The organism is Mesotoga sp. B105.6.4, assembly GCF_002896535.1.
Classification (GTDB): domain Bacteria; phylum Thermotogota; class Thermotogae; order Petrotogales; family Kosmotogaceae; genus Mesotoga.
The window spans coordinates 1-12,594 of sequence record NZ_JWIM01000030.1 but is presented as its reverse complement, the minus strand read 5'-3'; the positions used below and the strand labels follow the sequence as shown (position 1 = coordinate 12,594).

The window sequence follows — 12,594 nt, the reverse complement described above, 5'->3', positions numbered from 1 at the left end:
GCAGGAGGTGTTTTTTATGAGAAGAGCATTTCTGGTCTTATCATTGATCCTCTTCATTCCATTTTCGACAGTGTTACCGCTCAAGGTATATTCATACGATTCCCTTCAACCGCTCGCGCAAGAGACTTTTTCGAAGTTTACAGAAAAAACGGGAATTGCAGTTGAGTTTCGCGCTGTTGGAGATTCGGGTTCTCTGCTGAGCTTGATTATTTCCGAGCGCGAGAATTTCGATGGAGATGTCGTGATTGGAATCGATAACCTTCTTTCGAGACGTGCTTTCGAAGAAGGTATCTTTCTTTCTTACAGACCCCAAGGCTATGAGAAGATCTTTGATAATGATCTTCTACTCGATAGTCAGTGGAGACTAACCCCATATGATTTCGGAGGGATCGCGCTAATATGTGACACTAGCCAGATAAAAGATTCCATCGAAACGCTTTGGGATCTAACCGGGCCGGAGTATCGAAGGAGCGTGATTATTCAAGATCCCAGAACCTCGAGTACCGGTCTATCTTTCCTCGCTTGGACTTATCTGCTTTTTGGCGAGCGATTTGAGGAATTCTGGCAGGCTTTCAAACCCTCGATACTCACAGTTTCTCTCGGGTGGGACGACTCTTTCCAGAAATTCGAATCCGGAGAGGCTCCAATAATGGTTTCTTATGCCACGGATGGAGCATATTCAATGCATTATTACGGTGAATCTGTCTATATGTCAATAATTCCAGAGGGCAGGGGTTACGTCCAGATTGAGGGAGCGGGAATCATAAGATGGACGAAGAATCTGCGCGATGCTGAAATGTTCATGGACTTTCTTCTGAGTGAGGACTTTCAGCGTCATATTCCCCTTAACCAGTGGATGTTCCCTGTAATAGATGTAGAGATGCCCCCGGCCTTCGATTATGCCGTCAAACCGGAGAAGATTCTGAAACTATCTGCCGAGGTGGATCTTTCCGAACTCATCTCCAAGTGGGAAGCGGTAATATACGAAAGGTAAATTTCTGACAATATCTGCAGTTGGGATCGCGGCCGTTGTTTTGCTGCCGTTATTCTTTGCCTTCGGTAATCTAGAGTTAGATACGATTTTTTCAGTGATTTCGTCGCCCTCGTTCAGGTCGATTGCCGGGTTCACGGTCAAGCAGGCGCTTCTCAGTACATTTCTGGCAATGATCGTCGGTTTCCCGGCGGCAGTTCACTATGCGAGAAGCAACGGTCGTCTTTCACGTCTATTGGGAATAACAACCTATATACCGTTCTTCTTTCCCAGCATATCGATGGCAATAGGCTTCCTGGCAGTTTACGGCAGAAATGGACTCTTCAACAACCTGATGTCTTTTGCCGGTCTGGAGAGGGTACAGATTCTTTATTCTCTTGGGGCAGTCTTACTTGGACACGTCTTCTATAACGCACCAATAGTTATACTAGTTCTTGGGAATGCGCTCAGAAATTTGCCTTCAGATGTGCTGGAAAGTTCTAAGATAGACGGATCGGGGAGGATACGAAGACTTCTGCGAGTAGAACTACCTCTTGTTACACCGGCAATTATCAATTCCGCGCTTCTGATCTTCACTTACTGTTTCACCTCTTTTGCCGTTGTTCTTGTATTGGGCGGGGCGCAATTCGCTACCCTGGAAGTTTCAATCTATATGAATTTCAGGCTTTTGGCTGCACCGCAGAATGCAGTCGTTCTTGCCGCAGTTCAGTTCGCATTTATTATGGTTTTCGGATTACTCATTTCGCTGAGCGAGAAGAGTTCGCCCTTTGAACATGGTGAGCAGTATCTGGAAAAGAACAGATTAACGGGCATCTACTCATGGATATTTGTTCTCTTCGAGTGGATACCGATTCTTGGTGCCCTCTTCAGTTCATTCTACGACTGGACCAGAAAGGAATTCATCTTCGAGAGGATAACGAAGCTGTTTACAGAAAAGATCGTGCTTCTCGGCACGGGATTGGTCAACACATTGGTCAATTCAATAACGCTTTCATTTCTTGCAGCCGTTGTGACGGTAACAATCGCCTTTTTTCTTTCGTGGCAAGCAAGGCACACCTATCGAGAATCGAGATATCTGAGAATAGTGTCTTTGATAGCTCTGTCCGTAACACCTTCGATTCTAGCTGTTTCCTATCTCACAGCATTTGGGAGTTTCCCTGTTCCACTGCTGCTGGTGCTGCTTTACATTGTGATTTCGTTACCCGTTGCTTTGAACTACATAAGTGGTCAGGTGATCGGTGCTGAGCTTGCCTTCCTTGAGGCGGCGCAACTCGACGGTGCTTCGAAACTTGCACGCGTATGGTATATGATAATCCCTTTCTTTAGAAGCACGATTATTTACGCTGCAACGGTAGTCTTCGCCATTTCTATGGGCGAATTTGGCGGATCGCTAATACTCGGGAGCAAAGACTTCCCTACCTTTGCCGTTGCCATCTACAGACTGAACGGAAGCCGCTATCTACTGGAGGCAAGGTTCTTAAGTTCGGCCTTGGGAATCATAATTATCTCCGTTGTCGCTATCTCCCGGTGGTTTGCACAAAGACCTGAGAGAAGTAGTCGCAGCACTCCCTGATTCCACAAATGTCGCACTTTGGGCCTACAGGTCTGCAGATCTCCCTGCCGAACTCAACCATTGACCCGTTCACCGGCCCCCATATCTTGGGCGGCAAGATCTTCATCAGAGCAAATTCGGTGTCGTCGGGCCTCTTCGTCTTCACCCATCCCAGTCTATTTGCGATTCTGTGAACATGGGTGTCGACTGCCAGGGCTTCCCTTCCGAATGAAACGTTTAGAACGATGTTAGCCGTCTTTCTGCCAACTCCGGGAATTGTAACAAGCTCTTCAAGGGTATCGGGGACAACCCCTCCAAAGTTTTCTACGACTATTCTTGCGCAGTTGATTATTCTGGAAGCCTTCTGCCTGTACATCCCGGATGCTTTTATCAGCTCGTACAGGTCTTCCGGGAGAGCTTTCATAAGCGACTCCGGATCGGGATAAACCGAGAAGAGCCTGCGAGAGGCCTCCTCGGTATTCTCATCTCTTGTGCGCTGACTCAATATTGTGCTCACCAAAACCTTGAAAGGTTCTTCATAGTCGCGACCTCTAGGAAAGTTTTCTACTATCCATTCCGACACTGCCGCAGGTGAGCAGTCAGAACTAGACATCGCCTCCCTCCAGGAAGGCTTTGTATGCTCTGTAGGTTTCGTAAAGGTCTGCTTTGGAGAGAAGCTCGAACGGGGAATGCATACCAAAAACGGCCGTTCCTGCATCCACTACTGTGACTCCCCTTTCGGCGAAGAATTTCGCAACTGTCCCTCCGCCGCCCCTATCGACTTCTCCTAAGATCGTACTCTGCCAGTGCACTCCCTTCTCGTTCAGAAGGTTTCGCACATAGCCCATGAACTCCGCGCTGGCTTCGCTGGTTCCTGACTTCCCTCTGGAGCCTGTGTATTTCAATATTGCAATTCCATATCCGAATCTTGCTGCATTTGTTTGATCGTGAGCATCCTTGAAGGTCGGGTCAAATCCGGCGGCAACATCTCCCGATATCATTCTGGATTTCTCGAGAAGGAAGTCGATCTCGTAAAGCCCCTTCTCTCCAGAAAGATTGAGAAGCTTCTCGATAAAGGCGACCCAAAACCGCCCCTTTGCTCCTGTAACGCCTTCACTTCCTATCTCCTCCCTGTCGAAGAGAAGGACCATTGCAGTCCTCTTTGGGTTCTCTATTGAAGACATATCCTTGAGCGCTGTTATAGCAGTGTATGAACAGACCCTATCATCATGCGCGTAAGCACCGATCATAGATCGATCAAGTCCAACTTCCCTCGGTTCGATAGCCGGCACAAGCTGGATGTCGGCAGAAAAGAAGTCTTCTTCAACAAGTCCGTACTTTTCATACAACAGATTAAGGAACATCAGCTTCACTGGATTCTCAAAGTCTTTTACGTCCGTTATAGGAATAGATCCGGACATGGCATTGAGATCCTTTCCTTGAAAGACCTTTCTGAAATCGCCTTCCCTGTTGTCCAAATGAGGGAGAAGATCGGAAATCACGAATACAGGATCATCGCTGCTCATTCCAATAGAGACATCAACAGATTCTCCATTGCTCTTGACTACCGTACCTACGAAGGCCAAAGGTATGTTTAGCCACTGATACTTCTTGACTCCTCCGTAGTAATGTGTCTTGAGCATTGCAAGCTCCGAATCTTCTACAAGAGGACTCGGCTTGAGATCCAATCTGGGGGCATCGAGGTGAGCTGCAATCATGTCGATACCGTCCTTGAGGTCTTCACCGATGACTGCTGCGATTAGCGCCTTGCCGCCTTTGGTGATGAATATGCGGTCACCCTTTTTAACGCCGCTTTCCTCGAATGAAGAGAGGGGTTTGAAACCATTTTTCTGGAGAAGGTCCACAAGATGTCTGACAGCCAGACGTTCTGTTACAGATTTGCCAATGAAGTTCATATAATCTTTTGAATAGGCAAAGACCGCATCTCTGTCGAGCGTAAACCAGGCGTTCTTCTTCTTCAAAGTAAGCTTTTCACCGAGCTTCTTGACTTCTTCCTTTTTCAATACTTCACCTCCATGAAAGTCTGTTTCGTTCCAACGTCTTTAATTTTATCGGATTTGCTTGTTTTTTTCGACCTGCATTGATTTGCTTCTCTTACACAGGTCGAGCTCCTGCGTTTTGCCATTTTCATTTTATGATTCGCATGTAAAAAGAATTTGCAGTCTATAATGGATTGATATGATTAATCTCGAATAATTAGTATAATTAACTTGCGAAGTTGAACCCTGTTCGCTTCTCCATCGTCATATAGAACAGATTAGGGTGGTATGGTTGGACGAAAAGAAGCTACTAGACGGACTGAAGAAGAAGAAAGTTTGGGCATACGAAGTCTTGTATGATGACTACGCCCCGAGATTGGGTAGTGTTATCAAATCGTATCTTGGATATGATGATGTAGAAGATGTTATCCAGGAAGTCTTTATAAAAGTCTTCAAGAACGTCAAGAAGTTCCGTGGAGACGCCAAACTATCGACTTGGTTATACAGGATTGCGGTGAATGTTTGCAAAGACACATTGGCCAAGAGAAAACGGAACAACGAGTTCTTGACTGATTTCGTAGAGAGCGAAGACAAAGTAACATTTGAGCCGCCGGCAACTACGAACGTTTTTGGGGAAGTTATGGACGAGATTTCTTTTGAAGAACTCATGTTAGTGGTTGGCAAGCTTTCCGAAGATGATCGTTTGCTGATTAAGTTGAGAGACATAGATGACCTGTCGTACGAGGAGATCGCCGATATACTTGAAAAGCCGGTCGGAACGGTGAAAAGCAGGTTACACTATGCAAGAAAGCGACTCAAGGAGATGCTCGAGGAGGTAGGTTACATTGGATGAACTGAGATTTGTCCGCATTTTGGATCGCGAGATCCCTTTAGAGGAAATGAGGGTAGATGAGAAGAAGGAAATTAGGAGTTATGTGAAGGTGATTGGAGCTCTTAAGGAAAGCTGCTCTTACAGACCTTCTGATGAGCTTAAGAAGAGGACTGTTGGCAAGATCAAGAAGCTAAAGAGCAGACCCTACAAGATGCTCGGAACTGTGGCCGCATGTCTAGTTCTTGGTCTGTTTTCAGTATCATTCTTCACTGGCAATACGATTCTAATCAAGAAAAAGGGCGATCTCTATCAACTTGCAAACGTTCTTGGTTACAGTTCGACTCTGAACGAGAGACTCAGGGTTAATTTGACTGTTTTCTCACATGCTGATTCACAGATGAATGATATTGTGGTCATGGAGAAAGAGATGGAACGTTCTCTGGGCTTCCTGAATGAATCGTCTGTGAACAATGACTTTGAGATCTCCGGAATCAACACAACTTATTGATCTATACGCGCTCTAAGACACAAAAGGAGTGAAATCGCCGTGAAAAAGCTGTCCGTACTCGTTGTCCTATTGCTTACTGTCGGGCTGGCGGTTGGAAAGGATGCTGTTGAAGAGTTAACGACGCTTGTTAATGCACTCAAGAACTCTTCGTATGAAGTAGACAGATACGTACAAGAGAGCGGAATAGTTACTACTGCGAAGAACGAGCGAGTAATAAAATCTGGTCCGTACAAGCTGGTCACTTCTTACTCGACAACGAAGGGTGAGTTTGGTTGGGTTAGGAATAGCTCGGGCCATTATGCCATTTTCCGAACGCGAAGCGTTGCCTTTGAGCCGATAACAAAGATAAAGGATTTCGAAGACAATTTCGTGGATCTAGTGAATAGCAAATCTTATACGATCAATCTCTTTCTTGATTTGCCAAGCGGCAGAAAGATTACGATTTCCTCGGGTGATCTCTCATTTGATGTTACTTATGACGATAACTATAGACTTCTTAAGCTCGTCAAGTCTTATCCATTTCATTCGATTAGTGCAAGTTATAGAAACTACTCAGAGATGTCTCATGAAGCTCTGACCAAGCTTTCAAATGCTACCGACGGCATGATTATTGTTCGTCCGCCGGTCTATTTTTCTGAAGCTATGCTCGAAAGGCATTTCGCATGGTCTTCAATGGATTTCGCAACTGATGGTAAGACCTATCTGTACACACTTCTCATGTACTCTCCGGAATTCGGACGAATGGTCCTGTACTTCTCTTTCAATTCTGAGCCGGATTACCTTCAGAAGTTCTCTGCTCAGATGGCGGAAGCAAACGGATTCAGCTATGCAATTGAGAAACTCTCGGCCTCTTCAGCGGTTAGTCTTCTTGGGATGGCGGATACTAAAACCCTGAAGGCTCTTCTTGAAGACCTCTATTGATTGAAGCTGCCTTCTTCTAGAAGCAAGTCTTATTGAGGTTTTCATAAATCTTTTTCTAAATTGAATGAATTTTGTTGTATAATCAATCAAACCTTTTTTGGAGGCTATAGAATTATGGAGATCAAGGAGACGATAGCTCTTCTCAAGAGCAGGGGCTACAGGATCACTCCTCAGAGAGTTGCGATAATCCGGATTCTCAGAGATCATGAAGGTCATCCGGGAGCTGAGGAAGTTTTTAGATCTGCTTTAGAACTTTATCCAAATATCTCAATGGCTACAGTCTATAACGTAATGGAAGTTCTTGAAAAGGAAGGAATCATTAGGGCTATTGCTGTAACTAAGACTTCCAGGCGATACGATCCTAATCTCAAGCCTCACAGTCACTTCATATGCAATACCTGCGGTAGAGTCTTCGACATCCCAATCAAATACTTTGAAGCTTGCATGAGAAGACTTCCTCCTGAACTGAACGATTTCGAGGTGAAGTCGCTCGAGGTCATCTACAAGGGCTCTTGTTCAGACTGCAAGACAAGATAACGATAACTTCAAACGCTTCTTGGGGGTGCAATAATGAAAGGACTAGACATTAATCTGGAAGAAGTCCTCACTAGAGTGATGAAAATATCTGATTTAAACTCACTTCAGGAAGAGAAATCCAGGCTCGTCGGGAAGCAGGGTTTGATAACCTCGCTTATGAAGAAGTTGAAAGAGATTCCTCCTGAGGAGAGAAGAGAGTTTGGAAAGACGGTCAACGAGTATAAGAATGCGATTGAAGAGGCTCTGAGTACTCGCAGAAACGAACTTGAAGAAACGGCCAGGATAGAACGAGAGAAATCCGAGAGGCTCGATTACACAATTCCGGGCAAGAAGAGGGATATAGGTTCTCTACACTTGATCAGCCAGACAATGGAAGAGGTCCAGAGTATCTGGGTAAGCATGGGTTTCGAGGTAACGACGGGTCCGGAGATTGAGACAACCTACTACAACTTCGAGGCTTTGAACACTCCTGAGTGGCACCCCGCAAGAGACATGCAGGATACTTTCTATCTTGAAGACGGCAGACTCCTCAGAACGCATACTTCTCCCGTTCAGATAAGGACAATGGAGTCAAGAAACCCGCCTCTCGCGATATTCGCGCCTGGGACCTGTTATAGAAAGGACACTCCCGACGCTACTCATCTTCCTATGTTCCATCAGTTTGAGATCCTGTTCGTGGATAAGGGAGTATCGGTCAGCCATTTGAAGGGCTCGCTAGACCATTTTGTCAAGAGGCTCTTTGGCGATAACAGGAAGATCAGATTACGTCCCAGCTTCTTCCCGTTTACGGAGCCGAGCTTTGAAGTCGATGTGAGTTGCGGGATCTGCAACGGAGAAGGCTGCAGAAGTTGTGGAGGCAGTGGATGGCTAGAGATCCTTGGAGCAGGCATGGTACATCCGAACGTATTTAAGAGCGTAGGATACGATCCTGAAGTCTGGAGTGGTTTTGCTGCCGGAACGGGTCTTGAGAGAATTGCGATGCTGAAGTACGATCTTGAAGACATCAGGGACCTTCTTCGGAACGATAGACGCTTCCTTAGGGGTTACAGGAGGGCTGTAATATGAGACTGTATCTCGAATGGCTTGGTGACTTCATTGATATAAGCGACAAATCCCCTGAGGAACTCGGCAATAGCTTATCACTGAGCGGTACTGAAGTTGCAGGTGTTGAGTATCCCTGGAGTTATGTCGAGGGCGCATTGGTGGGAAGGATTGTTTCAACAGGTATTCACCCTGAGAGTGAAAGGCTTCAAATAACCGAGATTGACATCGGTGCTCGTAAGATAACTGTGGTTACAGCAGACTTGACTGTGAAGAAAGGCGAAACAGTTGCCGTGTTGCCTGAAGGCTCCTCTCTTTCAGGAATGAAAATCGAGAAAAAGGAGTTCCTTGGAGTTGAATCGGAAGGAATGTTCCTTTCTCTTGAGGAGTTGGGTCTGGAGGACAAATCACTTACTATATTGAGACTTGAAGAAGGTCGACCGGGGGATTCCGTGGTTGAACTGCTTGGGCTCGACTCGCCGGTGGTCGAAGTGGAATTGACGGCCAACCGGGGAGACTGTCTCTCTGTCGTTGGATTGGCGAGAGAACTAGGTGCGATCTTTGAAAAGAAGATCACGAGACCTGAAGTGGATGAGTCGATTCCGACCGGAGATGATCCTTTTCTGAAGGTGAAGCTGAACGACAATGGCTGTATCAGATACACGGCCCTTCTGGTGGACCATGTGAAAATCGGCGAGTCTCCTCTCTGGATGAAGAAGAGACTGGTTGCGGCAGGTCTCAGGCCGATAAACAACGTAGTGGATATAACGAATTACGTGATGCTTGAGACCGGTCATCCTGTTCACGCATTCGACGTGGAGAAGATTGGATCAACCGAAATAGTTGTTCGCAAGGCAAGAAACGGAGAAAAGCTGGAACTCCTCGACGGAAAAACCGTGGAGCTTGATAACAACGATATGCTGATCACAAATGGCGAAACCCCTCTAGCCCTTGCGGGAGTTATGGGTGGTGAGGAATCGGGAGTCTATTCAACTACGAAAAGAGTTCTGCTAGAGGTTGCCGTGTTTGATCCCGTGAGAATCCGAAAGACAGCAAGGAAGCTTGGGATCTCCACAGACAGTTCGTACAGATTTGAGAGAGGTATAGACTACGAAGATTCGATATACGTGATAAGACGACTGGCCGATCTAATGAAGCAGCTCTGTAGCGCGAACGTAGGTTCGAACATCGTCGATGCCGGAAGGGTGCCCGAGCTTCAGCATATAAAGCTAAGAGAGTCGTACGTAAGTGAGAGACTTGGAGGAGCAGTTCCGCCAGAGAAGATCGGCAGAATACTTGAAAGCCTGGAGTTTTCAGTGAAGCGCACAGATGATGGCTGGAAGGTAAAACCACCTGCTTTTCGAGCATACGACACAAAACTGGAAATTGATCTTGTTGAAGAGATCGGCAGAATCTACGGCTACGACAGGATAGTAAACGAACTGCCCAGGATTTTCCCCATCTCGGCTGGCGTACCGGAGTCTTTGAAGAGGCAGAAGAGACTTAAGGATCTGATGGTCGCAAATGGTTTCGACGAGGTTGTCACATACAGTTTCGTAAATCCCGAAGAGATTGCAAAAGTAAACAAAGGAGTCGATTGCATCGCTTTGAGGAACCCGCTGTCGATGGATATGGCTGTCTTGAGGCCATCGCTAGTCTATAATCTCTTAGCTGCGGCATCCTACAATTTCAGAAGACAGAACAGAGATATCAAGCTTTTCGAGATAGCTTCGGTTTTCAATCCACTTGAGAAGCAGTGCGAAACAACTGCGTTAGGTTTTGTGGCTACAGGAAGAGAGAATCCACAGGATTATTCCGACAAGAGGGTAATCGACTTCTTCACTATCAAGGGAATAATCGACGAGTTCTTCTCACTTTACGGTTTAACTCCTGCGTACAAGCCTTCATCAGCCCCTTGGCTCGAAAGAGGGAAAGCAGTCTCTGTAGAGATTGAGGGTGCAAGAGCGGGCTTCCTTGGTGCTGTAGATCCAGCAATAGCCGATTCTCTTTACGAAATCAAAAGCGGTGAAGTGTTTATTGCAGAACTCAACGTAACCTTAATTGAAAGCATGATGAAAGAGTTTTCCGGAGTAAAGAAAATCTCTCCATTCCCAAGAGTCTTCAGAGATCTCTCGTTCCTTGTTCCTTACTCTATAGACTATGGGCAGCTTGAAAAGCTGATAACCAATACTCTAGAAGGAACCTTTTTCAACGAAGTAAGGGTTTCCGACCTGTATGAAGGAAAAGGCATTGAACATGGATACAGGAGCATAACAGTTACTCTAGCTTTTGAATCTTTCGAAAAGACCCTTACCGACGAAGAGATAAACTCTCTAATCGAGTTGGTTTTAAAAGAGACTGAAGAGATTGGTGTGAAGCTGCGTGGATAATCTGCTTCTCAATACCTTCAGCAGGAAAATCAGAGCTTATCTTCCTGAACTATGGAGGAAGGTCTCGAAGGAAGAGTTTTCGGTTGAACGAAAGTCCGGGTACAAGGACATTGTTACCTCGGTTGATCTCGAGATAGAAGAAAATCTCAAGTCGTTTCTTCACAATCTCTTCCCGGATGCTGCGTATCTCGGAGAAGAGTCGGGACCAGATGTTAGATCCTCAACAATGTGGATAGTTGATCCTGTGGACGGCACGACAAACTTCTCGAAGTCAAATCCTCACTATTCGACACAGATTGCTCTGTACACAGAAAATCGTGTCGTATTGGCAGTTACCTATGATCACAACCGGAAGGAGACATTCCATGCAATTGAGGGTCAGGGTGCCTACTTAAACAATAAACGGATTTGGGTTAGCAAAACAAAAGAGCTTCGAGAAGCTACAAGTCATGTTGGCCTTCAGTACTCATCCGAGACGTCTTTTGAGAGAATTACGAGGAGAATTAATCGAGCGATAAAGATATGTAGAGGCGTTCGAATAACGGGAAGCGCGTGTCTTGACTTTGCCTATGTTGCAGCCGGCAGGGCAGATATATTCTGGGAAGAGAAACTCAAGCCATGGGATGTTGCCAGCGGAGTCCTGCTGGTGAAGGAAGCCGGTGGCTTCGTTGGAAGCTGTCTTAAGGAACCTCTTGACCTTCTAGATCCCAATGTTCTCGTTGCCAACAACTCTCCGGAGCTGGTTGAAGAGTTCAGGGAGAGAGTCTTGTATGATTAAGTGAGGCAGACGCCTACTGCGCGCTGCACCCGGGTACGCAATGCGCCGAAAACATCGGCGGACGCAAAGCTTCCTTCGGCAGCAATCAAGATAAGAGCCAGTCTGCTGACGCACGCCAGTCGCATTTCGTGCGGCCAGTCTTTGCTTAGCAAAGGCCAATTCCGCTTCGCGGGCTAAGAACCGCTGTACGCTGAGCGCTGATGAAAAACCACGTTGACCGTCAGCGGTTCGCCGTTCTCCGATAGTATCGGAAGATCGGTTCCGGCGCGTTGCGCCCAAGTTCTTCGTTCCAGAACTAGGAGCTTTGTTCTTGGTTCAGAAGAAGAGCGAAAGAGACGTTGTCCGTTCGCCGTCCAAGAGCGAGGACCTGTCCTTCGAAAGAGCAGCTGCACGCTTAAGAAAAAAACCGCTGGTTGCTGGAAGACCCGCTTTTCGCTGCACGCTGTAAAGATCCGCTTAACGCTGTAAGAGCCGTTCTCCGGGAAGAACATCGCGAGAAGCAATGGGCCAAAGAACATCGGCGGACGCAAGGGTGGCGAAGATCACGCCAGGTCGTAATGCATGCTTCACAGGGAAGGATTCAAAAAAGCAGTCAACCTGCAGAGCCTGCCCCAAAATGCTTCTGCTTGGGGTTCCTGGCTATGATCTTCTTGCTCCTGCATTATGATCTTCACCAAGAACGAAGAACAGATACTCGCTCTGGAACGAACAACGGGTTCTCCTCGGAGAACCGTTCAACGGTCAACCAGGTTCTCTCGTTCTTTCCTACCCCCAACCCCGGTCTCTTGCTTTTTCTGGTGAGTAGCCCAGGGGGATTTCACCCCCAGGCTCTCTCAGAACCGGACTTGAATCTCTCGATTCATCCGGCTCCCATTATCCAGCCGAATAGAATATCCCCATTGTCCAGTGTACAAATAGATGAGGCTCTCTGCGAGCAAGAGCTTCTAGCCATTTACCCGCTTTTGTACGACCTCTCCTTTTCTTGTACTTGTTTCTTACCCATTGAACTAAGGCTTTGTTTAGCCGACTCAGTACTGTATACAT

Annotated in this window: 11 protein-coding genes and 1 pseudogene; 9 read left to right on the top strand and 3 right to left on the bottom strand. The window is 46.6% G+C overall.

The genetic code is table 11. The features are described 5' to 3' along the window. Positions 1-16: 16 nt before the first annotated feature. Both RJ60_RS06730 and RJ60_RS06725 read left to right on the top strand, forming a co-directional pair. Positions 17-994, top strand: a complete 978-nt coding sequence (locus RJ60_RS06730) for a thiamine ABC transporter substrate-binding protein (RefSeq protein ID WP_103134294.1) — start codon at positions 17-19, stop codon at positions 992-994. 40 nt (positions 995-1,034) lie between these two features. Continuing rightward, a complete protein-coding gene (locus RJ60_RS06725) occupies positions 1,035-2,564 on the top strand; it encodes an iron ABC transporter permease (RefSeq protein WP_258006204.1) in 1,530 nt (509 codons plus the stop codon). On the opposite strand, the gene nth is transcribed toward RJ60_RS06725, so the two are convergent. Continuing rightward, complete coding sequence (nth, locus tag RJ60_RS06720; RefSeq protein ID WP_103134293.1) at positions 2,509-3,156, bottom strand: endonuclease III; 648 nt, start codon at positions 3,154-3,156, stop codon at positions 2,509-2,511. The genes RJ60_RS06725 and nth overlap by 56 nt on opposite strands. Beyond that, positions 3,149-4,567, bottom strand: coding sequence for an aminopeptidase (locus RJ60_RS06715; RefSeq protein WP_103134292.1), 1,419 nt, complete (start codon positions 4,565-4,567; stop codon positions 3,149-3,151). Before RJ60_RS06715 ends, nth begins: the two co-directional genes overlap by 8 nt. Positions 4,568-4,835: 268 nt before the next feature. Here RJ60_RS06715 and RJ60_RS06710 point away from each other — a divergent pair, with 268 nt between their 5' ends. The 7 genes from RJ60_RS06710 to RJ60_RS06680 all read left to right on the top strand — a co-directional run bounded on the left by RJ60_RS06710 (position 4,836) and on the right by RJ60_RS06680 (position 11,550). Continuing rightward, positions 4,836-5,396: an RNA polymerase sigma factor gene (locus RJ60_RS06710; protein ID WP_099829507.1), complete on the top strand. Its 561-nt coding sequence runs from the start codon at positions 4,836-4,838 to the stop codon at positions 5,394-5,396. Next, positions 5,389-5,883 (top strand): hypothetical protein, encoded by a 495-nt coding sequence (locus RJ60_RS06705; RefSeq protein ID WP_099829506.1) that lies wholly within the window; start codon positions 5,389-5,391, stop codon positions 5,881-5,883. The genes RJ60_RS06710 and RJ60_RS06705 overlap by 8 nt, the downstream gene beginning before the upstream one ends. Before the next feature lie 39 nt (positions 5,884-5,922). Next, entirely contained in the window at positions 5,923-6,804 is an 882-nt protein-coding gene (locus tag RJ60_RS06700; RefSeq protein WP_099829505.1) for a hypothetical protein, read from the top strand. A 114-nt stretch (positions 6,805-6,918) separates the two neighbouring features. Beyond that, positions 6,919-7,341, top strand: a complete 423-nt coding sequence (locus tag RJ60_RS06695; protein ID WP_103134291.1) for a Fur family transcriptional regulator — start codon at positions 6,919-6,921, stop codon at positions 7,339-7,341. A 33-nt stretch (positions 7,342-7,374) separates the two neighbouring features. Then, positions 7,375-8,406 (top strand): phenylalanine--tRNA ligase subunit alpha, encoded by a 1,032-nt coding sequence (gene pheS, locus RJ60_RS06690; protein ID WP_103134290.1) that lies wholly within the window; start codon positions 7,375-7,377, stop codon positions 8,404-8,406. Beyond that, positions 8,403-10,772 (top strand): phenylalanine--tRNA ligase subunit beta, encoded by a 2,370-nt coding sequence (pheT, locus tag RJ60_RS06685; RefSeq protein ID WP_103134289.1) that lies wholly within the window; start codon positions 8,403-8,405, stop codon positions 10,770-10,772. Before pheS ends, pheT begins: the two co-directional genes overlap by 4 nt. Beyond that, entirely contained in the window at positions 10,765-11,550 is a 786-nt protein-coding gene (locus tag RJ60_RS06680; RefSeq protein WP_103134288.1) for an inositol monophosphatase family protein, read from the top strand. Before pheT ends, RJ60_RS06680 begins: the two co-directional genes overlap by 8 nt. An 873-nt stretch (positions 11,551-12,423) precedes the next feature. Here RJ60_RS06680 and RJ60_RS16425 read toward each other — a convergent pair. After that, positions 12,424-12,594: pseudogene (locus RJ60_RS16425) on the bottom strand (group II intron reverse transcriptase/maturase); the annotation flags it as partial.